Raw genomic sequence first — 23,232 nt, 5'->3', positions numbered from 1 at the left:
CCGGTGTCTGAATTTGATGTCGTGATTATCGGAGGCGGAGCTACAGGTAACGTTATTGCCCGCGGATTGCTGAAACACACCGGCTTTTCTGTCGCGCTGGTCGAAGCTAACGCTTATACCTCAGACGGTTCTCATCCCGGGTTTGATGCCAGAGTGATTGCACTGGCAAAACGCACCGTGGATGAGCTGGCCGCGCTGGATATCGACGCAGGTTCTGCCGGTGCTGTACCCATTAAGCATATTCAGGTTTCAGACAAAGGAGCAGCCGGGCTCTGCCAGCTCAATGCTGATGACTTTCACGTCAGCCATTTCGGGCAGGTAATTTCATTGAAGCACCTGGGTGAAGCCCTGCAAATTCCGCCGGAGACCCCGGGATTCAGTTTGTTTTGTCCGTTGCATGTGAGTTCAGTCAGCCGCACTCAGGATGCCACGGAACTTACCTTAAGCAATGGCGAAACTCTTAGTGCCCGGCTGGTTATTCTGGCAGATGGTGGCCGTTCGCCACTGCATGAAGAACTTGGGTTTGAGCGTACCGCAGAGGATTACCGGCAAACCGCCATTGTGGTGAATGTCATCACGCAAAAACCTCACGAACATCGTGCTTATGAGCGTTTTACCCCGGAAGGGCCGGTGGCTTTTTTACCTTACGATCCGGGCTTTGCCACCGGACACCGTAATGCCTGCGGCTTTTCCGTTGTCTGGACGGTGTCGCCTGAACGGGCGGAAACCCTGATGCAGTCCGGTGATAAAACTTTTATTCAGGCGCTGCAAAAAGATTTCGGCTGGCGGCAGGGTGCAATTCTGCAAGCCGGTGAACGCACTGCGTATCCTCTTACACTGCAGCGTACGGTGAATACCACTACGCATCGCGCAGTCGTGTGTGGCAATGCCTCGCAAACACTTCATCCCATTGCCGGGCAGGGTTTTAACCTTGGCTTACGTGATGCCTGTGCGCTGGTGGCTCAACTGGCTGATGCTGATGATCCCGGTGCTTTTCATGTGTTGCGCCGGTATGCGCTGAACCGTGAGCAGGACAAAAAGGCAACTATCACGTTGACCGATGGCCTGGTCAGGTTGTTTTCCAATGATAACCGGGGGTTGCTGGCAGCCAGAAATGCCGGTTTGATGGCGATGGATAACTGTCCGTCGCTGAAATCGTTTTTTGTCAGACAAACCACCGGATTTGCCCCGGGCGCATAATATTCAGGAGAAAGAGCATGGATACAGTGGATATTGCTATTGCGGGTGGCGGCATGGTGGGATTAAGCCTCGCAGCAGCCTTGCATGACAGCGGCTTATCTGTGGCCGTGATCAGCGACCAGCCATTTTCCCGTGAGATGCCGCCAGAACCTGCGTTACGGGTCAGTGCAATTAACGGGGCTAATTATTCAACGTTGTCAGACCTTGGCGTATGGCAGCGCATGCCGCAAGAGCGGGTAAGTGCCTATCACACGATGTCTGTTTGGGATAAAGACAGCTTCGGAAAAATTCATTTTTCGAAGGAAGATTTACCCGCGCCGCAGCTGGGGCATATTATCGAAAACCAGTTGCTGACCAATGCGCTGGCTGACACGGTAGCGCAGCAGTCTCACGTAAAATTAATCGAAACCCGTATTCAGAAGGTACTCAGTGGGCAGCGCGAAACCATGCTGATGCAGGAGAACGACCAGGTACTGGCCTGCCGGTTACTGGTCGGTGCCGACGGTGCGAATTCCTTTGTGCGCCGGCAAGCCCAATTTCCTCTTACCTTCAAAGATTACGGTCATACGGCAATCGTCGCTACAGTGAGAACCTCCGTACCTCACGAACAGTGCGCCAGGCAGGTGTTTACCCCGGACGGACCGTTAGCGCTGTTACCTTTATCTGAGCCGGATCTGGTTTCTATAGTTTGGTCTCAAACCAATGAAGTGGCATCGTCTTTAACCGGGTTAAATGATGAAGCCTTTAATCATGCCCTCAGTGCAACCAGTGACGGTGTTCTGGGCGTGTTAACGGTAGAAAGTGAAAGACACAGCTTCCCGCTTACCATGCGTTATGCCAGACAGTGGGCAAAGAATGGCATGGTTATTATCGGTGATGCGGCACATACCATTCACCCGCTGGCGGGGCAGGGAGCGAACTTAGGGATGCGTGACGCTTTTGCGCTGGCAGAAACCCTTAAAATCTGTGTTCAGGATGATAAAGATTTTGCATCCCTTGAAAATTTACGGGCGTTCGAGAGGGCGAGAAAGGCTGACGCAATGGCGGTGGTCGCTGCAATGGACGGGTTTAAAACGTTATTCGCCGGAAACCATCCCCTGAAGAAATTTGTGCGCGGGGCCGGGCTGGTAATGACTGACGCCATTCCCGCTATCAAGCGTCAGTGGCTGGCTCAGGCGATGGGTTGGTAGCACGCAGCAGTGCATTCAACGATTCCCGTGTAAAGCGGGATTCACCATTCCGGAAGTTCTGCGTCTCTATTTCTACTTCCCCTTCAGCCAGCAATTTCATCGTCAGCACATCTTCGTTATAAAGCTCTGCAACGATTTTCAAATCATTAGCATTTTCAATACTTCTGACTCTGTAGTGACAGCGTTGACAATAACTTGACAACGCTGTCAGCAAAAGAGAGTTTACTTGCCGTAAATCGACCCCGATGTCGTTTTTCATAATATTTTCCGGTTAACTGTGTAAAGGGGCAGGAAGAAAAGTTGCCACATGAAAGCTTTTACACATACCGGATGGCGACCATCCGGCAACTAGTTTTAGAATCATAGTTTTTGTTAGTATACTCTTCAGTGTAGTCAGGTAATTTAGACAAAAGTAGTAATTTTTGTTGGTAAGATGAGTAAGCAATAATGCTAAAACCGGCAGCGGTTAAAAACTGACATCCCATTGTAAGCGCCAGGTGATCCGGTCTCCCACCTCTTCACTCTGTTGTTCCATGCTGATATCACTGACTTCCGCGGTTAGTTTATTGTTATGACCGTTGATAAACCAGTTAAATGCCAGTGTGCGCTCATAGAACCTGTCGCCGTCGTCACCGGTTTTCGGATCGTACGTGGCATATCTGGCTGCCACTTCAAGCGGCGCAGGCCACCAGGCAAACTGTTCATTCAAGAAGTATCCGGCCTGCACGTAATAGCCACGCAGGGTTGTTTGCCGGCTCCCGTTAATTCTGTCGGTGACCTCTTTTTCGTGATATTCGCCCTGAGCGTTAAAACCCTGATAGAAGAATGCGCCGTCGACGAGATATTGTTTTACGTCGTATTGGTCAGGGGTTTCACCAATATCGATATTATCCAGTGCGCCCGGGCCCGACGAGGAAAAGCGGGTATAGATACTGCGGTATTTTGCGCCGGCTACAGCAACAGCGGCTGCAGGTTCCGACGAGCGTTTGATATCACTGTTTTTAAATCCGGTTTCCTTACCCAGAAAGTTCCACTGGAAGCGTCCGGCATACATGGGGTTGCCATCGTGATTGTGATATTCACCGCGACCGGAACCGGTTAACAGGGCCGTCCAGTAATTAAAGTTTGCCGCGCCGCCTTCATCAATATGCCCATAAACCGACACACCCTGCTGGCGATCCAGAGTAAAAACACGGTTGATGATTGAGCGGTCCATCATTTGTTGTCCGCCGCTGCTCACGCTACGTTCGCGTGAGTATTCCACTTTCCACTGACCAAACTTCACCTTCAGTCCGTCATATTTTTCCAGCGCGATGGTGGCGTTTAATGTGCGGGAATCTGCTGCATCGTACTCCCAGTAGTACTTTACCCACTCACGAACAGCGTGGCCGCCAACCTTTAGCCGGGCACGGTTAATATCGAACTGATTGCCACTTTCAGCAATGAAATCGCCAATGTCGTTGGGTTGCCCGGCGCCCGGGCTGGCAAAGCGAAACTGTGCTCTGCCACGGATTTGCACGGAATACTGATTGTCTGCTGTAGAATAAGTCAGGCCGTTACCATCGTAGTCTGAGAATAAAGACGTGGCATTGCTGTTAAATGCAGAAAGAACACTAAATGTAATGAAAAGAAAGCGTAGAGAAGAACAAGTAAAAGACACATTTCACCTTGCAGCCGGTAAGAATGGCAGCGGAGTGTATAGTCTTTAGTCGTATATTCAAAGGTGATTGTCACAAAACTGACATATTAAACGACCCATGACATACCAATAGCCGCACCCGCTCCCATGCCCAGAGTAAAAAGCAGTACACCGGCAAGCAGATTTTCTGCCGGAAACCTTGTAGTTGATACTGGCGGCGTATGTTCGTGGTTCACAGTGGCATCCTTATCTATGGTTGATTAATAATGTTAAGTTTTAACCACTTCATACTAAGCATACTGCCAGCCCGGAACCACTGAACTCATGAACGGATCTGAAACAGATTAACGCTGTAGCCTGCTTTTTATAAACTCCGCCAGCGTGCGGCTGACCACCGGATGCTGGGTATCCTGATTGAACAGGCAAATATTGACTTTACCCAGGCGGGGCAGGCGGCTGTCTTTTAAGATAGTTAAATTCTCCGGCATACTGGAACGGGCGAGGGCGGTGATCCCCAAACCCTGCTGAATAGCCGCAACCAGACCGCCTAAATCAGCATTGGTATAGGTAATTTTCCATACCCGTGTTTGCTGCTTTAATTCATCAATAACCCGGCTGCGGTACATACAACCGTCCGGAGCAAGCACTAAGGAAATATGGTCGCTTACCAGCGGTCTGGCGGCATCACCTACCCACACCATATCGTCTTCCAGCACCAGTTCACCACCGGCTTCCGTATCAGGATTCACCAGGGCCAGAATTAAATCGAACTGACTGCGCCTTGAAGCATGGAGCAGATCGCGGCTTAGCGATGAGGTCACTTCCAGTGAAACATCCGGGTAGCGCTTGGAAAACTCACCAATTAAACCCGGTAACAGTGTTGATGCGAATTCATTCGGAATACCAAGACGCAGGCGGCCACTTAACGGGGCCGGGGTTAACGAGCGGAAAATGGCATCGTTCATCTCAAGCAGTTCTTTTGCTTTAGGGTAAAGCCAGTTGCCATCGTTACTGGGCATGTGCCGCTGACCCACTTTGGTAAACAATTTCCGGTCTAACTGTTCTTCCAGTTTTTTGATTTGTAAGCTGATGGCAGGCTGGGAACGGCCCAGCCATTCGCCTGCTTTAGCATATCCACCTTGCTCAATTACACTCACGAAAGTACGTAAGTTATCTAACGACAACTGCTTCATAATGATTTGAAATGCTGATGATATAAGTTTCTTATATTATATTTGCAAATGTAAGGATAAGAAATTCCAATTTGATTGGTCTTTTGTCGTAACCCTATACTTTGTGGTGTTTTTATCACATCGAAACGGACAAAGTCGCATGACGAATACCACCGCATTACACGCTAAGCACCTTGAAGCTGGCGCAAAAATGGTCGATTTCTTCGGCTGGGATATGCCAATTAATTACGGTTCACAAATCGAAGAGCATCACGCGGTGCGTAAAGACGCCGGTATGTTCGATGTGTCTCACATGACCATTGTTGATGTAACAGGCGCGCAGGCGAAAGATTATCTGCGCTACCTGCTAGCCAACGACGTAGCCAAGTTACAGGTTAAAGGTAAGGCGCTTTACAGCGGCATGCTGAACGAAGAAGGCGGTGTGGTTGATGATCTTATCGTGTACTTCTTTGACGAAACTAACTATCGCCTGGTGGTGAACTCTGCCACCCGCGAAAAAGACATGAACTGGCTGAAAGACAAAGCCAGCGGTTTTGATGTCACCATCACTGAAAAGCCGGATTTCGCGATGATTGCCGTTCAGGGCCCGAATGCGAAAGAAAAAGCCGCTACGCTGTTCAGCGCTGCTCAGAAAGAAGCAGTTGCCGGCATGAAGACGTTCTTCGGCGTACAGGCGGAAGATTTATTCATAGCTACCACGGGCTACACCGGTGAAGCAGGCTACGAAATTATGGTTCCCGCCGCGCAGGCAGGGCAGTTCTGGCAGGACTTACTGGATGCAGGTGTTAAACCGTGTGGCTTAGGTGCACGTGACACGCTGCGTTTAGAAGCCGGTATGAACCTGTACGGTCAGGATATGGATGAAACCGTTTCTCCGCTGGCTGCCAACATGGGCTGGACCATTACATGGGAACCGGCAGACCGTGATTTCGTCGGCCGCAAAGCACTAGAGGCACAAAAAGAAGCCGGTACTGACAAACTTGTCGGCCTGGTAATGACCGAGAAAGGCGTGTTACGTCACGGTTTAAAAGTGCGTTCAGAATCAGGAGAGGGTGTGATCACTTCAGGCACCTTCTCACCAACATTAGGGCATTCCGTTGCACTGGCCCGGGTACCTGCCAATACAGGTGAAACTGTAGAGGTGGAAATGCGTAAAAAGTGGGTTACAGTAAATGTGGTTAAGCCCAGCTTTGTACGCAATGGTAAAAGTGTATTGTAATCCCAACATCAAGGAATAATCAGGAACTTATTATGAGCAATATCCCAACCGATTTACGTTATGCATCAACTCACGAGTGGGTTCGTCCTGAAGGCGATGGTGTTTTCACTGTAGGTATTTCTGAGCACGCTCAGGACTTACTGGGTGACATGGTATTTGTTGATTTGCCTGATGTGGGCGACGCGGTAAGTACCGGCGACGACGTATGTGTCGCTGAGTCTGTTAAAGCTGCATCTGATGTATATGCGCCAATCAGCGGCGAAATCGTTGCGATTAACGATGCGCTGGAAGACTCTCCTGAGCTGGTAAACAGCGACCCGTACGGAGACGGCTGGTTATTCAAGATTAAAGCGGATGATCCTGCTGAAGCTGAAGGTCTGCTGGACGCAGAAGGCTACGAAAACAGCATCGACGAAGACTAATTCGTTACAGAGCCAACATCCGAAAGGCTTAAAGGGGCAATTTAGGCCCCTTTTGTTTTTATAACCCATTGCAAGTGCTTAACAAAACTATGTCGAATTCATCCCTTACTTTGGCTCAGTTAGAGCAAAAAAATGCCTTTATCCGCCGCCACGTCGGCCCGGGTGAAGAAGAAATTCAAGCCATGCTGGCATCTGTGGGCGCTGACTCACTGGATGATCTGATGGCACAAACTGTACCGGCAGCTATTCAACTGGATAAACCCATTGAAGTAGGTGGTGGCGAGACAGAAGTTGATGCACTGGCTGCACTGAAAGCCGTGGCTTCTAAAAACAAAATCAACCGCTCTTTCATCGGTATGGGTTATTACGACACCCACGTACCGAACGTTATTCTGCGTAACGTGCTGGAAAATCCGGGCTGGTACACGGCATACACGCCGTATCAACCTGAAATCGCCCAGGGTCGTCTTGAAGCCATTCTGAACTTCCAGCAGGTCACAATCGATTTGACCGGTCTGGAACTGGCCTCAGCCTCATTGCTGGACGAAGGCACAGCGGCCGCAGAAGCTATGGCACTGGCCAAGCGTGTTTCGAAAAACAAAAAGGCGAACCTGTTCTTTATCGCTGATGATGTGCACCCGCAAACCAAAGACGTGGTAGAAACCCGCGCTGAAATGTTTGGTTTCGGTATCGTTACCGGTCCTGCAGAAGAAGCCGCAGAGCACGATGTGTTCGGTGCGCTGTTGCAATACCCGACGACCACCGGTGAAGTAAAAGACATCAGCGACATCATCGCTGCTGTTCAGGCGAAAAAAGGTATCGTAGCGGTAGCTGCCGACCTGATGAGCCTGGTAATGCTGAAATCGCCGGGCGAGCTGGGTGCTGATGTGGCACTGGGCAGTGCACAGCGCTTCGGTGTACCGATGGGGTACGGTGGTCCTCACGCTGCCTTCTTCGCTACCCGTGATGCCTACAAACGTTCATTACCCGGCCGTATCATTGGTGTAAGTAAAGACACTCGTGGCCGTCCTGCACTGCGCATGGCGCTGCAAACCCGCGAACAGCATATCCGTCGTGAAAAGGCAAACTCTAACATCTGTACTGCACAGGTGCTGCTGGCCAACATGGCGTCTTTCTACGCCGTTTATCATGGTCCTGAAGGCCTGAAAACCATCGCTAACCGCATTCACCGATTCGCCGATATTCTGGCAACCGGCTTAACGCAAAAAGGCGTTGCGCTGAAGCACAGCACTTTCTTCGATACGCTGACAGTAATGGTGGATAACAAAGCTGAAGTGCTTGAAGCGGCTTACGCCCGCGGACTGAACCTGCGTGCCGACCTTGAAGGCGCTGTAGGTGTGTCGTTAGATGAAACCACCACCCGTGCGGATATTGCCGGCCTGTTCGATGTACTGCTGGGTGGCGATCACGGTTTAACTGTGGATGGTCTGGACGCTGAAGTTACCACACAGGGCAGCCAGTCTATTCCTGCTGATCTGGTACGTACGTCTGATTTCCTGACTCATGAAGTATTTAACTCGTATCACTCAGAAACTGAGATGCTGCGTTACATCAAGTCACTGGAAAACAAAGATTTAGCACTGAACCACTCAATGATTTCATTGGGTTCATGCACCATGAAACTGAACGCGACAGCCGAAATGATTCCGGTCACCTGGCCTGAGTTCGGTCAGCTTCACCCGTTCGCGCCTGTGGACCAGGCTTCCGGTTATCAGGAAATGATTGGTGAGCTGAGCGAGTGGCTGATCAACATCACCGGTTACGACGCATTATCTATGCAGCCTAACTCCGGTGCACAGGGTGAATATGCCGGATTGCTGGCGATTCAGCGCTACCACGAAAGCCGTGGCGAAGGTCACCGTAATGTGTGCCTGATCCCAAGTTCAGCGCACGGTACAAACCCGGCGTCTGCACAAATGGTCAGCCTGAACGTGGTTGTTGTGGCGTGTGATAAGAACGGTAACGTTGATTTAGCTGACTTGCGTAAGAAAGCAGAAGAAGTGGGTGATAACCTTTCTTGTGCCATGATCACCTATCCGTCTACCCACGGTGTTTACGAAGAAACTATCCGTGAAATCTGCGACATCGTGCACCAGTACGGCGGTCAGGTTTACATGGACGGTGCCAACATGAACGCACAGGTAGGCGTTACGTCACCGGGCTTCATCGGCTCAGATGTATCGCACCTGAACCTTCATAAAACCTTCTGTATTCCTCACGGTGGCGGCGGCCCGGGTATGGGACCAATTGGTGTGAAATCACACCTTGCGCCTTTCCTGCCAAACCACGCAGTGGTAAACATTGAAGGTACAGGTAAAGATTGTGGAGCAGTATCAGCCGCGCCATGGGGCAGTGCATCTATTCTGCCAATCAGCTACATGTACATCAAAATGATGGGCTCGGAAGGTTTACGTAAAGCGACGGAAGTGGCCATCTTAAATGCTAACTACGTGGCGAAGGCGCTGGAAGGCCATTACCCGGTACTGTACAAAGGCCGTAACGGTCGTGTTGCCCACGAATGTATTATCGACTTGCGTCAGCTTAAAGAAGCGTCTGGTGTGACTGAAATGGACATCGCCAAGCGTCTTAACGACTACGGTTTCCACGCACCGACTATGAGCTTCCCGGTTGCCGGCACGCTGATGATCGAGCCAACGGAATCTGAAGCCAAGTACGAGCTGGACCGCTTCATTGAAGCAATGGTCAGCATTCGCAACGAAATCGCCAAAGTGGAAAGCGGCGAGTGGGATGCCACAGACAACCCGCTGCACAACGCACCCCACACGCTGGCCGACATCTGCGACAGCGACTGGACCCGCAGCTACGACCGTCAGATCGCCGCTTACCCTGTTGAGTCTGTTGCCCGCAACAAGTTCTGGCCAAGCGTAAACCGTATCGACGACGTATACGGCGACCGCAACTTGATATGCTCTTGCCCAAGTATTGAGAGCTATATTGAGGAGTGAGGTTTCTGGCGATCAACAATTAAGTTTGTGAACGCTACAATTGAAAATGTGAATGCAATTAAGATTGTGAACTCATAAAGAAGAAAAAAGCGAACCATCGATGGTTCGCTTTTTTTAATTATCTATTTGGGCAATATGGTTTTGGTATTTTTCTATAAACACATCGCAAATAGATTTTAGTGCTTTAACTTTTTCTATTTTTGATTGAATCGCTTTTATTTCATTTTCTTTTGAATTAGCTTCTTCATCAGAAATAAAACTGAGCATTATCCTGATATCTTCACCTGAACCTTCAGGTGCTAGCTTTAATATCTTCCTGGACTTCTCTGTAATAGCTAAGGCAGCAGCCGAGTTAAAGCTTTCTGAAACTAACTCTTTTGCTGCTTTATCGATAGAAATGGCTATATCAACCCATTGTTTGCTTTCAGCTGTTTCTTCAGGAGCTATCTGATGATCAAATTGTGAAAATTCATTGAAGTATGGTTTTTGAGACGAGTTATCTAACCTTGAAAGGCCTCTGAAAACAGAGTCAAATTCGCTAAATGGGTTAATACCTCTAGGGAGCTCAGAGCGATGATGCCAAAGCTTAAAAATTGCATCTACACATTTCCTTTCAGCTTCCTCCTTTTCTTCACCTTGACAGTTTTCTGAATTGTAAATATTTTCAGCAATATAATGTACTAACCAGCGGGCTGGAGTATTACAATCAATTATCATGCCTAGCTCAGTGATGATAGCTTTACCTAAGTTGATAACTTCTTGATTGGTAATCTCTGATGACTCCATCTTTTGAGAGAGTATACAAGTTACAATATGGTCCCGGGTATTTGACATCGTCTGGCACATCCTTATCGTGAGTTGAGCTTTGGCGGCTAATTGATACTTCCAAAATTAGTGATAATTTAGTTTTAACGCATAAATGCTTTAATATATCTAAAGACAGATAAAGCCTACTACCGTCGCGAATTATGTTGTCACTATAACGGTCATTACTGCGTGTATCGGTCCATGTTTCAGAGAACCCCTGAGAATTTCCCTTATCATCCAAGTATGTTCTAGAAAGTAAGGAATAATGCAAATCGAGTAACTCTTCATGTTCTTTACTAATTCTTCGAATTGGAAACTTTAGCTCAGCAGCGTAAGGATCTATTTCATCCAGTTTTTTATACTCGTCAGGTTCAAGCAACCAGCCTTTCAATTTGAAAGCGGAATCATCTAATTCGAAGCGTTCCTCGTTATAGGAAGGTAATTTGTAATCGTGAGGATTTCTGCATGAAACTAGAGCTTTTAACAAGGAGGCTGAATTGTTAACGGATACTAGTGCGCTGGAGACGCTGTAAGTTTCGTTGTTGCCTCTACCATCATTGTCAGACCAAGAACCTGTCACACATAAAAATGTTCTGCCACCTTTACTTAATAGTAGTCCTTCGAGAAAGTCACTATATTCAATTTCCCATCTCCATGAGTCAGTAATTTTTTTGCTAAGCCACTCCCTTCTTACTAAAGGTGCTGGATCTCTGAGGTCTGCCAAAAGATAGCCATTATCCATCGATAAAAGGTGGTCAGAAATCCAGTCAGCCCAAAGATCATCTTCCCAGTCATATTTACCTTCAACTACAGGGTGGCTTTTGAGTAACCTTGATGCCATTGTGAAAATGACGTGATACCCCAAGTAAAAATCATAAGGCTGAGTCGACGGTATAGAGCTGTGACTTGCATGTGTTTCTTTATGACCATGAGGTCGTGGATCTTTAATAAACCTTTCGCTTAAAGTAACTCCCCATTCATTAACTACTATGTTTATCGCTGTCTGTTTTAATTCTTTAACAGATATATTAAACACATTTGCTAGTGGCTTTATCCAGTATTCTTGGAAGTCTAGAAAAAATGATAGGTCGGGTAACTCTTTATCAATATTAGAAATGTTAGCTTTTTCAAATTTATTGGTTTCTTTATGTATATTCTTATTAAATGTACTAACACCTACCGTATCTAATTTGTCTTTTTCATTAGCCGCGAATTCAACTCCGAAGTGCACCACTCGCTAAATTAGGCAGCCTTGCGTAATTCATTGAATACCGCAACAGGTTGCCTGAAGCCGAGGCTCTTTCTCGGTCTGGCATTTAATGCCCGCTCTATTTCACTAATTTGCCTATCCGATACCGTCCGTAAATCGGTGCCTTTCCTGATGTACTGGCGCAGTAAACCGTTGAAGTTCTCATTCAGTCCGCGTTCCCAGGATGAGTACGGATTCGCGAAGTAGATATTGGTTTTGAGCTTCTCAGCGACCAGCTCGTGGTCACAGAATTCGCTGCCGTTGTCCGCTGTGATTGTTCGGACATGACCTCGATATTTCCACAGCATGCCAACTATGGCTCGGGCCACGTCTGCTGCGCTTTTCGCTGGCACTTTGCGTATCAGGTATAGCTTACTTTTGCGCTCGACTAGACTAACAATCGCGCCCGTTCCTTGCTTGCCCAGAACCGTGTCAGCTTCCCAGTCACCGAACCGTTTTTTCTTGTTCACAATAGCGGGACGATGCTCAATGCCAACGCGATTCGGAATAATTATCCGCTTCGCACGGTCACCTTTACGATACCTTCTGTGACTCTGGCGCAGCTGTTTGTACAACCTACCGCCACTCAATTTATCACGCTGGACGTAGCGATAAATCCATTCGTGACTGACATGATGACCGATGATTTTACCTACACCAGCAATTTGCTCAGGGCTCCATTTTTCGTTCAGCCCGAACTCAACAAAGGTAATCGTCAGTTCAGACATCCTGAACTTTGCGGCTTGGCTACGTCGCTTCAATGCCTTCGCCTGAGCCACTTCCGGCAAATAGTGGTTATCCCGAATTCTATTGCGATTTACTTCCCGACTGATTGTGCTGTGACTCACGCTCAGACGTTTTCCGATCTCCCTGTAACTGAAACCCTCGCGTAAGTAGGCCTCAATCTGGTATCGTTGTCCCTCGATCAACTGCTTGTAACTCATGGTAATACTCTAATTGTTTGGCGACTTTAGAATACCACCAACAGGCAGTTGATCATCTATCACCCGTTAACCATGAGTGGTGCACTTATTATCTGAATTCGGGGCGAGATAAATATCTTTCCTTTGTTTTAATAAGCATTGAGATATCTTCGCTGCATAATGCTCTAATAAAATATGGTCTGCACTTAGCGCTTGGTTTAGAAGGAATGCACTATGTTTAAACAAAGGCTGAACATTTGATTGGGCACCTCTGTAGATAGCAATCATAAAATATAATTGAGCATGAAACTTATAAAATGGGTAACGTGTTGAGCCAAAGGCTCCTATCTCATCTTTATCGAATAAAGCGAACATTGAATCAATGATCTCATCGCAGTTAAGTTCTACAAGGCGGTAGATGATGTGGACTGCCTCCCATCTAATTTTTGATGTGGGGTTAGCTAATATTGACCAAATAAAAGATGCATAAGCTTCGGTATTATTTTCAGTGGGAATCAGATCTTCCGACCAATCTCCATCAGCATCATTTTCATCAACGTGGAGTTCTACCCTGTCTAAAGCGTAAGTTAGAGCTTCTTTTGCTTCGTAAGGAGTCAGTTGTTGTGATAGTACTGTAATAACAGAGAAAATAAATTCAGCATCATCAAAGTCGCTTTTATTTTCTAATGCTTTTATTACACCTGGGAGCCTTAGTTTTGAAAAATCTGTTTCTAGTTTAAATCGTGAAGTCCAGTGCTCAGGCCACCAGGGGTTTGAGACGGTACTTGCGTTTAATTGTACATAAAGATTAAAGCCTTTTATCCATACTTCTTTTACTTCCTCTCGTTCAAACCACTCTTTCGGTGTATTTTCCAAAGCATTTAATAATTCGTAATTCGAAGAAAAGTTACATTGCAAAATTGCTTCTAAAACATCGACTGCTGCTAGGATTGGTGCTCTTGCATATAGTTGACTCCAGAAACATTCGTCATAACTTTTATTCATCAAAGCTTTAAAGTTTTGAAGTGAGGCTTCAATCTCCTTTGAGCTTATAAAGTTGTTTGACTTAAATACTGTGTTCCAATCTACTGGGTCAAATTCCTCTTCTGATTGGTACTGCCTTTGAGTCGGCCGTGCTGGAGTGTGTTGTTTGTCAAAATATAGAATTGCGTCATTAAGAGGTTGAGATGATAATTCAAACTCGTCACCAGCATTTTTAATTAGTAACAAGGCTGATTTAGGTAACCCTTTAATCAACGCTTGTTGAGCAGCATCCCTAAAAATAGCAGCGCGAAGCTCTTGGGTTTCTGCATATTTTAAGCATTGGCTGCTAAATTCTGCATATCTATTCTTGTCAATCAATCCTTGGCTAGCCCATGCTTCTTGAGGTTTCAATGTATTACAGGGGATTGAGTACGCTATCACCGTATCTTCGAAAGGGCCCCAGTATGTAACTTCTCTGTCTATCCACCTGGCCATTATTGCAAATGACGATGGTGCGTTCATATCATGGATGGCTCTAATTGTTCGCTCCAACGGGAAATGGTCAGACATATACTCATAAAAGATTTCGGTGCTACGAGAAAAGCGATATGTCAATTCAGCAGAGCAACCACTTTCAGCGCTTTTCTCAGCCAAACTTAAAATAGCAAAATGTCTATGTAGGACTTCATTACCAAATTTTGAGGCAGCTTCAATTGCTTTGTTGAAATATTTTGCTGATAACGCTGGTGTTAATGAACATAAGGCTGTAGCAATATCAACATATGAACTAGCTTTGCTTTCAGGACCTTCTTTATTGTGACTCAACATAGTCGCAGCTAACGCGTTTTCATATGTATCTGATAGATGAAATAAGCTTGGTACACGGCAACTAAAATATAGGCCTTGGAGTAGCAATTGATAAGGTGCGTTATTGACTATGTTTGAAAGTAATAATTTTTGTTGTTCCTGATTTAAACTTTTAGAGCAGAATATGCTTTTTTGTTTTAGTTTTCTAACATACTCAGGAATGAAATTTTGGCGTTCATAAGAAGCGGGAAGGTGCTTTTGCACTTCATTAAACGTGCTTCTGAACTCCGACTCGAAATCATTAATTTTATTAGTTCTGGTGCGAATTAGAAAACGCTGTGCCGGCACCATCGCTGATAAAGTTTTTTCATATTTATCCTTGTCCTGTTGTTGTGTGTAGTTTAAGTTTTCAGATAAGAACTCTTTAGGAAAGGTTTCAATTTCTGGTAGTGTCTCACCAGTTAATTCTTCCAGTAAAGCTACAGATTCAATGAATTCTATCAGATCATCGTTGTGATAAGATGAAGGGTTTGCGAACCAGGCCCTGGGCTCAAATTTACAAAGTTTATATAGTAAACATTTCAACCTTTCACCTTCGGCTCCATAAGAAGAACAGTGTTCTATAAATATAAGTAAATTTTGATTTGAAATGGAGTTATTAGCGTCTTCATTTCGTTCATTGAAAGGGAACTCAATGTTTTTTAAACAAACCTTTGAAATTTCCTCATCTACAGAATGTTGTACTAAGAATAGTGAATTTATAAAGTTAACGCATACATAGCTATGTTGTTTAGAGTAGAGGGCGAGTTGTTTTAAATCTTCAAATCTAGATGTGTCAAGTAAGCTCTCTGCAAAGATACTTATGGCGTTTTGAACCCCTTGTGTAGGAGCAAAACTTAATATTCGATTAATTGCTTTCTCAGGACCAAGGAGGTTTAAGTAGACAGTAAAAAGCAAGGCAACATCTTCAGCAGAAAGATTTTCCTCATGCCTTTTTCGTTTATCTTTTGCTGTTGATTTTAAGTAGGTATTTAACCAGTTTTCTGCTGCTCTTAGATAACTTAGTGCTTCGCCTTTAAACTCCCCATGCAACGATAGCAGTGCAGATTTGTAAAGATTTTCAGATCCCTTCCATCCGCCAGATAATCGCCCTTGAAACGCTAATTTTTGAATTTCGGTAGGCGATTGAACCATACCAATTAAGGTTACATTTTGATTTAATAATTCTATTTGCCTTTGGTCACCAGCGAACTCTTCTCCAGTTCTCAATGCTAACTTAATAAATGAAAAATAATCTTCCAGTTGTATGGCTGATTTCAATGCAGCATTTAGTCGTGATGTACTGATGCTTCTAGCGTCCACTGGATTGCCTTTGGGCAAGAATTCTTCTGAAAGTGCTAGCTCTATTAAGTCCTCGTGATTTCCCCCTGCCAACATTAGGAAGGGTAAACATTCAGATACGTAGCTGTTCGAATTTGCTAGTTCTTGAATATTTTCTACAAACTTTTTAGCTTGTTCAGCTGTAGAAGCAAACTGTTTCCTAAACCATGTTTCAGTTGGTTCGTCTCTAAACTGAATACACTTATCGATTAAAATTAAACCACGACCAAAATCACTTATGAAGCTTGCAATTTCGTCTTCAGAACGATTAGAGAGTTTTGATATAACGTCTATTGGAATAAATGGAGGTAAACTAGCTAAAGCTGTACAAATCAGATCGATTTTTAAGCCTTCTGTGGCGGTATTTCTATTTTTTAGTCTTTCAATTGCATTATTTAGCTGAACCTCTATTTGAGCGTCTACAGTAGTTAGGGTTGGTCCTAAGTTTTGCAGCATATCATTCAAAGATGCAGGAAAGTCTTCAATAGCGTATGCTTGAACACGAGGATTACCTCCTGATAAACGGTGAAATTCTTTGGCATGCTCTTCTGTTGCATCCGAATAATAATGTTTTAAATGAGCGAGTGATTCACTTTCAGAAAACTCTCTCAATTCAAATTGAACAATTTCATTTCTGGGCTCTAGCAATTCAATTCGCTCGGTTCTGCACAATGCAATCACAGTACAGCCATCGATCATTAAATCATTCAGTAACTGAGTAACAATTGAATTTTCAGCTTTTTCCTTAGCAGCCATGACCGCATTATCTGCGGCATCTATAAAAATATATAGATGTGCCTGTGTATTTGCTCTTTTTAAGCATTTCACTGCGGATTCTATGCAAGAAATAAACTCTTGCATTAATCGCTCTTTTTTTTCGTTTGCAATTAGAGGTTCGCATAAACCATTAATTGCTAATTCATTAGCGATTTGAACTAATACTTTATCAAAAGAGTGTCTTGGGCTGTTAATTGAACGGTAAAGGCCATCACCGAAGCAATCGTAAACAATTGAGTGAGAATGAGAGGGGATTATTGTATTGGCTAGCCTAGCCATTACTGTTTTACCAACTCCGCCACGCGCATGAATTACCGAGTTTTTGTTTTCGGTTAGTATTGATTGTAAAATTGACTCTTGGTGGTTTCTCAGCTTACGTGGTATGGAGGCTTCAAATTTTGGAGGTGATGGGAATATATCATTATAGTGCTCTGCACCAAATCTCACTTCTAAATCATGGATCTTTATCGTTGCGTATTCACTTAATGACCCATGTGATATTAGGTATACGGCTAAAGCCTTAGTTAGCTCACTTACATATTCTATATTATCGGGAGTAATGTACTGTGTTGCATAGCTTTGGTTGATTAACGTTTCTACAGTCGAGCTAAGAAAAATATTGCTGAGAGTAGCCACTTTAAAATTAGTAAATGAGTCTTTTTCTTTACTAAATAACTTTGTTTTGAATTCGCCAGAAACAGCCTTTGAGTAAAAGTCATTAACCGGCTTTGAGAGCACCCTATTAGTTATAATTTGGAAAGATAAATCTGGTTTCGACTCTTTTTCCAATATAGAAACAATGCCTTTTAGGTCGTTTTTATCAATATCGCCACTAGTTGTTTTAAAGTGAAGTAAGCTTATATTTTTAGCTGCATCATTTAATACAATTACGTTAACGCCACTCTTATTTTGAATAAACTTTATTTTTAAACTTTCTTGAGGTCGTTTAGAAGGCGATAGTAACTTTAAGCATTCGTGTGTTGCCCAAAGTAATGGGATTTTATTGTTATAGCTATCAAAGGCACTAGCTTGCGCTAAAAATGTTGCTTGTGCGAATGACTTTTGATCAATGTTAATTTCTGAGTCTTTTATATCGCCAGTAAGTATGGGTGCGTTAATGTCTCTCCCCGCTGCGACAGCACGATCATTAGCGACTACTTTACTAGTTAAGCTTTGAATTTGCTTAAACATTACTTGGCCCTATTTAACTAAAGCTAAGTAAGAAACATATAAAGTAGCAATACTAACCAAAACACCAATAATCGTGGCAATATTGGCCAATAGAGCTAACACACAGGTTTCATTTGTCTTTATATCACCAGTCATTATTGGAGCATTAATATCTCTGCCCGCACTAACACCTCGATTTGAAGCAAATATTTTTGTTGATGTGCGTTTGAAACTAAATATTAAAACGAGCAGTGCAACAACGGCAGTTATTATTGTTAAAGTGTGGTTCTGAGCTAAAAAATTCACTAATTGTTCCATAATTTATTTCCTTTTTTTTCGTTTTCAGAGTTTGTGAATCCTGGCGCAATTTTCATTGACTTAACTTCTGTATGCTCATGTAAATTCAATAAACGATATTGAAAATACTCCGGGTTTAATGTGCCTTCTGGCAAAGAATCTACAGCTAATTCTGCCAATTCAAAACTTTCAAGGGCCTTTGAAACTTTTAAGTTAAACACAGGTTTGTCTAGTAATCCAAGGTCTTTATTAAGGCCTTTAGGGTTAGGATGCTTAGGATGAGCACCGAGAGTGAGCGTTACAGTTTCAAGCCAATCTAAGTCATTGATGGGCTTAGACAGCTTAATTCTCGATTAACCAATATAGTGGTTTATTCTCAGTAACTTAAATGTTTTATACTTTTCATCTTGAACGTCGAATAGTCGTACATACCAGTCTCTGCATCCGCTTAGTGAAATAGCGATGACAAGGCACATGATAAGGCGGACAGCTGTTCTCATCTTTCTGTTCTTCAATTCATACATCCGTCATAGGATAAGTCAGCACCAGCATATGGGTGATATTCAGTAGCCAGTGTGTCAGTACGGCAAAAACAATGCGACCGGTTAGCATATATACGGCACCGTAAAGTAACCCCGCTACTGTAGCGACAATCATGTAACTGGTGCCGCCTGCAAAATGGGCAAGACCAAAGCCTGCGCTGGTTATAGTCAGTATCAACAAAGTGCGGGCGGTTGATGAAAGCTTGGCGGGCAGTTTATTGGTTACAAACTTAAACAACAGGCCGCGGAATAACAACTCTTCTGCTACACAGGTGTTGATGAGGTTGGAAAGTGCGAGCAGCGGAAACCATGCCGGTACAGCCACTTGCCTGGTGACGATGCCTGTACTTACTGCAATTAGTACAACGGCACCGATACCACATGGCACCAACAGAACTGGCATCCACCATCTAACCCGGGTGTTTGAGGGGAAGCTACGTTTAATAAGGGGAACAAAGCATAGTGCTGACCAGCTGAATAAGGCTTTGTCCACATTCAAATAAAAGCTAGCGGGTAAACTGCCGGCTTTCAGGGCAATGTCTTCTGCTATTAAAAGCCCCTGGTAACCGGGCAGTTTATGGATGATGAGTCCTGCACTCAGCACGAACCACATCAATTGAAAGAGTCTGGTTATCCACGGGTTAACCGGTTTACTCTGATGCGCACTCAGGCTCCACGTAACATAAATATACAAAGCAACAAAAATCAGAAATACGGGAGACAGGGTAACGAAGCAGAGCGCTGACAGCAGCAGAAAAGGCAGGCCAAACTTTACCCATTGAGAAGCACTAAATGCGCTGGCAATGAGTAAAGCGGATACAACCAGATAGTATTCTGCCACCTGTGTTAATCCGCTCTTTGCGGACGGAAGACAATCTTCCCGGACTCAACAGTCATAGACAGTGGCATGTTTGTCAGCCACGCATAACCCGAGGGTACGTTCTTCACTTCATACACCGGCTGATCCATTAAAAACTGATTCAGCAGCCCCATTACTTTACTGCTCACTGGCGCGAGGTTGCCGCGATAGCCCATGGCATCCACGGTGGTGTCATTGAGTACCAGTGAGCGGATGAATACCGCTTTTTTGGTTGAGTCGTAGTAGGGCATACCTTCAACATCCAGCTTCACTTTGGCGGGGTAGGTGAGTCCCAGAACCGACAACGTGGCAGTTGCATCAGCAATTAGCTGAATGGTCTGACGGTTGTCTGGCCCCACATTTACCTGCATGTCGTTGACTTCCAGCAGAATGGGAATCCCGACGATAGAAGCCTGTTCCTGCAGGCTGGTAACCTGTTTATCCAGTTCCCGTTGCAGGTCTGCGCTGGTTACGCTGTAAGACGCAAGAGAAGCCAGCGTACTGCAACCGGCGATGATGGTACAAACTAAAACCACTAACAGCCGGCTGGCTGATATTTTATTCATAAAAACTCCGGATTAGATACAGAAAGCCGGCTTACCAGCGCAGTTTGCGCTAAGTGTGTTTTGCCGGCGGGACGGTCACATCAACCAAACTTACTGTCTGCCACAAAGGGATTGGTTTTACGCTCATGCCCGATGGTGCTGGTCGGGCCGTGGCCGGGATACACTTTCATTTCATCAGGCAGGGTAAACAGCTTGCTGCGGATACTGTCGATGAGTTGCTGATGATTTCCCTGCGGAAAATCCGTACGGCCAATGGAACCGGCAAACAGGATATCGCCCACAATGACCGTATTGGTGGTTCTTTCAACCAGCGCCACATGACCGGGTGTATGGCCGGGACAGTGCAGCACCTCAAGTGTAAGGTTGCCCACGGTTATTGTGTCGTTGTCGTTCAGCCACTGGTCCGGCGCAAACGGTGTTGCAGGCGGAAAGCCAAACATCTGACTCTGTATTGGCAGGCCGTCGAGCCAGAACTTATCGCCGGTATGCGGGCCGATAACGGGCACATTGTAATGGGATGCCACTTCAGTGGTCGCGCCTACGTGGTCAAGGTGTCCGTGGGTGAGGATAACTTTTTCTATGGTTACACCATTTTGCGTTACCGCATCGTACAGTTTGCTGCTGTCGCCACCGGGATCGACAAGTGCCCCTTTCATGGTGTCAGGATCCCAGATGAGGGAGCAATTTTGTGCAAAGGGAGTAACAGGAATAACGCGTATGTTCACAGGATGGCCCGGCAAAAGTGTTTCCCGCATTCTAGCAACAGCACAGCAAGAACTGAAGATAGTGTAGAATACCGGTTTTCATTCCTGCACAGTGATGCACAAAAGAAAGGACGTTGTTGTTGTCAGACATAGCTGTCCGGCCTAATTTTGCCGGCAAATTATTTGGTAAACTTACACTCACCCTCACTAACGAAAACCTGGTTTTTACTCATCGCGGCAGAAAAGACAAATATCTTCCGTTGGCCTCAGTCCGCACCTTATTTAAGGTGAAGAAGCGGTTTTTGGGTGATGAACTGCGACTGGAAGGTGCAAAGACAACAGTCCGCTACCGGTTTCTTAAGTCTGAAAACGTGGAGGCGTTACAGGCGGCAGCGAATAAAATCATCCGCAGGCATTTAAAGGCGTATCTGCAAACCGTTTTTACCGAATTTAATGACAACGTAAAGCTGCAATACCCTAAAGATTCGCAGGAAGAATCACTGCGTTCACTTATTGACTCCCTGTACAGAGATTACAGTAATTATCAGGCTGACTGGCAAACCATGCTTTCGGCAGATGCTATTGCAGCGGTGAAAGATATTCTGAGTCTGTACCCCTTCGATATGGCAAAGTTGCGGTCGTATCATGAGCAAATGCAATTGAAAGCCCGCTGTGGATTTTTTGATACGGTTGAGTCGAACCCTTTAACAACAGAACAGCGTCTGGCGGTGCTGCGTTCCAACGACAGAAACATGGTACTGGCGGCTGCCGGTACAGGGAAGACCTCGGTCATGGTGGCAAAAACGCTGGACTTGATTGACCGTGATCTGGCAAAGCCGCAGGACATTCTGGTGCTCGCCTATAACCGTACTGCGTCCCTGGAGCTGAAAGCGCGTTTGCTGGATAAAGCGCAGACACACACTATTAAACTGGATACTGAACCGCAGATTGGGACATTTCATGCGCTAGGCCGGCAGATTTTGCAGGAGGCCGGGCGTTCCACACAAATCAGTGTATTTGCTGAAAACAGCGCGAAATTAAAGGCGTGGATAGCGCAATGGATACAAGAATACACCGCAGAAGACGCTGCCCGCGAACAGCTTTTAATTACCACGCTTTCTGTACAGGAAGGTCGGGAGACGCAACTTAGCGGGCAGGTGCTGATAACTGCGTCGACAGAGTTGCTAACCAAAGCTTTGCAGGCAATGCGGGGGGAGGGATTAAACAGAACAGGTGTCGCCAAACGGCTGACGGAGGCGGGTATTAAACCGGCAGGGAAAATTGCAGGTTTACTCAGTGCGCTTCATAAAGACTACGTTAACGAACTTAAGCGGCAGGATTGCATCGATTTTGATGATTTGATCACCCGGGCCACAGAGTTAGTTGAAAAAGGGAAGTTTATCCCGCGCTGGAAATTCATTCTGGTCGATGAATTTCAGGATATTTCTGCGTCAAGGATGGCGCTCATCACAGCGTTGGTGGATAGAGCAAAGGCAAACGGTGTGGCAACATCGCTTACAGTGGTGGGAGATGACTGGCAGTCTGTTTACCGGTTCTCCGGCGGCAAGCTTTCGCTGACCACCCGCTTCGGGGAAGTTGCCGGCAGCTATACCGAAACCAAACTGCAAAAAACGTTTCGCTACAATAACAGCATCGCTGACACCGCCGGTCAATTTATCATGGAAAATCCGGAGCAGTTCAGGAAGTCCATCGACACGCATACCAAAACGGATACGCCGCAGATCTTTCTGCTGGATGATAAACCGGGCAAAGAAAACGGGGTAGTCGAGCGCGTAGCGGAAGTCGTCAGCAAAATCCGCAGCAATGAACCTGCAAGTACAGTGGCAGTGATTGCCCGCTATAACTTTCTGCTGGATGAAGCAAAACACGCACTGAGCAAACAAAACCTGAGCAACAATGTGCATTTCTGGAGTTTTCATAAATCTAAGGGGCTGGAAGCAGATCATTGTATTCTGATTGGATTTTCCGGTGGCAAGAACGGATTTCCGGGCGGGGGCAGGGAAGAGACGCTTATCCAAGCACTGCTGCCATCATCTGATTCTTATCCCCACGCCGAAGAAAGACGGCTGATGTATGTGGGACTCACCCGCGCAAAGCACAAGTGTTACATCATTGCTGATCCCGTTTCGCCGTCAGAATTTGTTACCGAACTGCTTAGTCCGAAATACAACGTCAGCGTGGTATCTGCGGCAATTTCGTTTATGAAATCAGCAGAACTTTAATTGTCTGTTTTTTTTACAAGGGTTTGTTCTTGATGCTGGATTTTTAGATTTAGTCTTTATTTTTCAATTGGTTA

Annotated in this window: 19 protein-coding genes; 6 read left to right on the top strand and 13 right to left on the bottom strand. The window is 45.6% G+C overall.

The window, feature by feature from the left end:
• Window positions 1-3 precede the first annotated feature (3 nt).
• A complete protein-coding gene (ubiH, locus tag DS731_RS15235) occupies window positions 4-1,200 on the top strand; it encodes a 2-octaprenyl-6-methoxyphenyl hydroxylase (RefSeq protein ID WP_119502136.1) in 1,197 nt (398 codons plus the stop codon).
• Between the two features lie 17 nt (window positions 1,201-1,217).
• Window positions 1,218-2,390: an FAD-dependent monooxygenase gene (locus tag DS731_RS15230; protein WP_119502135.1), complete on the top strand. Its 1,173-nt coding sequence runs from the start codon at window positions 1,218-1,220 to the stop codon at window positions 2,388-2,390.
• Here DS731_RS15230 and DS731_RS15225 read toward each other — a convergent pair.
• The 4 genes from DS731_RS15225 to DS731_RS15215 form a co-directional block, all read right to left on the bottom strand.
• Window positions 2,353-2,649 carry a hypothetical protein gene (locus DS731_RS15225; protein ID WP_119502134.1) on the bottom strand — a complete coding sequence of 99 codons (297 nt, stop codon included), beginning with the start codon at window positions 2,647-2,649 and terminating at the stop codon, window positions 2,353-2,355. The two genes, DS731_RS15230 and DS731_RS15225, sit on opposite strands and share 38 nt — an antisense overlap.
• A 207-nt stretch (window positions 2,650-2,856) precedes the next feature.
• Window positions 2,857-4,050: a porin gene (locus DS731_RS15220; RefSeq protein ID WP_232373382.1), complete on the bottom strand. Its 1,194-nt coding sequence runs from the start codon at window positions 4,048-4,050 to the stop codon at window positions 2,857-2,859.
• Window positions 4,051-4,136: 86 nt separating this feature from the next.
• The gene (locus DS731_RS22375; RefSeq protein ID WP_269748645.1) at window positions 4,137-4,265 is read right to left on the bottom strand and encodes a hypothetical protein; all 129 of its coding nucleotides are present in this window, start codon (window positions 4,263-4,265) and stop codon (window positions 4,137-4,139) included.
• Window positions 4,266-4,373: 108 nt separating this feature from the next.
• Window positions 4,374-5,222, bottom strand: coding sequence for a LysR family transcriptional regulator (locus tag DS731_RS15215; RefSeq protein WP_119502133.1), 849 nt, complete (start codon window positions 5,220-5,222; stop codon window positions 4,374-4,376).
• A 139-nt stretch (window positions 5,223-5,361) separates the two neighbouring features.
• Between DS731_RS15215 and gcvT the strand changes: the two genes are divergently transcribed.
• The 3 genes from gcvT to gcvP all read left to right on the top strand — a co-directional run bounded on the left by gcvT (window position 5,362) and on the right by gcvP (window position 9,850).
• The gene (gene gcvT, locus DS731_RS15210) at window positions 5,362-6,441 is read left to right on the top strand and encodes a glycine cleavage system aminomethyltransferase GcvT (protein ID WP_119502132.1); all 1,080 of its coding nucleotides are present in this window, start codon (window positions 5,362-5,364) and stop codon (window positions 6,439-6,441) included.
• Window positions 6,442-6,473: 32 nt separating this feature from the next.
• Window positions 6,474-6,863 (top strand): glycine cleavage system protein GcvH, encoded by a 390-nt coding sequence (gcvH, locus tag DS731_RS15205; RefSeq protein ID WP_119502131.1) that lies wholly within the window; start codon window positions 6,474-6,476, stop codon window positions 6,861-6,863.
• An 89-nt stretch (window positions 6,864-6,952) separates the two neighbouring features.
• On the top strand, window positions 6,953-9,850 hold the full coding sequence (gcvP, locus tag DS731_RS15200) for an aminomethyl-transferring glycine dehydrogenase (protein ID WP_119503444.1): 2,898 nt from the start codon (window positions 6,953-6,955) through the stop codon (window positions 9,848-9,850).
• A 114-nt stretch (window positions 9,851-9,964) separates the two neighbouring features.
• Here gcvP and DS731_RS15195 read toward each other — a convergent pair whose 3' ends face one another.
• From DS731_RS15195 to DS731_RS15155, 9 genes are all read right to left on the bottom strand, one after another.
• Complete coding sequence (locus DS731_RS15195) at window positions 9,965-10,567, bottom strand: hypothetical protein (protein ID WP_232373381.1); 603 nt, start codon at window positions 10,565-10,567, stop codon at window positions 9,965-9,967.
• A 22-nt stretch (window positions 10,568-10,589) separates the two neighbouring features.
• Window positions 10,590-11,891, bottom strand: a complete 1,302-nt coding sequence (locus DS731_RS15190; protein WP_119502129.1) for a hypothetical protein — start codon at window positions 11,889-11,891, stop codon at window positions 10,590-10,592.
• Window positions 11,892-11,899: 8 nt separating this feature from the next.
• Complete coding sequence (locus DS731_RS15185) at window positions 11,900-12,850, bottom strand: IS30 family transposase (RefSeq protein ID WP_119501804.1); 951 nt, start codon at window positions 12,848-12,850, stop codon at window positions 11,900-11,902.
• A gap of 66 nt (window positions 12,851-12,916) precedes the next feature.
• Window positions 12,917-17,968 (bottom strand): hypothetical protein, encoded by a 5,052-nt coding sequence (locus DS731_RS15180; protein ID WP_181013632.1) that lies wholly within the window; start codon window positions 17,966-17,968, stop codon window positions 12,917-12,919.
• A 9-nt stretch (window positions 17,969-17,977) separates the two neighbouring features.
• Window positions 17,978-18,265 (bottom strand): hypothetical protein, encoded by a 288-nt coding sequence (locus tag DS731_RS15175; RefSeq protein WP_119502128.1) that lies wholly within the window; start codon window positions 18,263-18,265, stop codon window positions 17,978-17,980.
• Window positions 18,253-18,465, bottom strand: coding sequence for a hypothetical protein (locus DS731_RS15170; protein WP_119502127.1), 213 nt, complete (start codon window positions 18,463-18,465; stop codon window positions 18,253-18,255). Before DS731_RS15170 ends, DS731_RS15175 begins: the two co-directional genes overlap by 13 nt.
• A gap of 295 nt (window positions 18,466-18,760) precedes the next feature.
• Window positions 18,761-19,627, bottom strand: a complete 867-nt coding sequence (locus DS731_RS15165; RefSeq protein WP_119502126.1) for a CPBP family intramembrane glutamic endopeptidase — start codon at window positions 19,625-19,627, stop codon at window positions 18,761-18,763.
• 5 nt (window positions 19,628-19,632) lie between these two features.
• Complete coding sequence (locus DS731_RS15160) at window positions 19,633-20,211, bottom strand: DUF1439 domain-containing protein (RefSeq protein ID WP_119502125.1); 579 nt, start codon at window positions 20,209-20,211, stop codon at window positions 19,633-19,635.
• Window positions 20,212-20,291: 80 nt separating this feature from the next.
• Window positions 20,292-20,936, bottom strand: a complete 645-nt coding sequence (locus DS731_RS15155; RefSeq protein ID WP_119502124.1) for an MBL fold metallo-hydrolase — start codon at window positions 20,934-20,936, stop codon at window positions 20,292-20,294.
• 119 nt (window positions 20,937-21,055) lie between these two features.
• On the opposite strand from DS731_RS15155, the gene DS731_RS15150 reads away from it, so the two are divergent.
• Window positions 21,056-23,158, top strand: a complete 2,103-nt coding sequence (locus DS731_RS15150) for a UvrD-helicase domain-containing protein (protein ID WP_119502123.1) — start codon at window positions 21,056-21,058, stop codon at window positions 23,156-23,158.
• Window positions 23,159-23,232 lie beyond the last annotated feature (74 nt).

The sequence above is a fragment of the Alteromonas sp. RKMC-009 genome, from assembly GCF_003584565.2.
Lineage (GTDB): Bacteria > Pseudomonadota > Gammaproteobacteria > Enterobacterales > Alteromonadaceae > Alteromonas.
The sequence above is the reverse complement of the archived record's forward strand: the minus strand, read 5'-3'. Positions and strand labels throughout refer to the sequence as shown.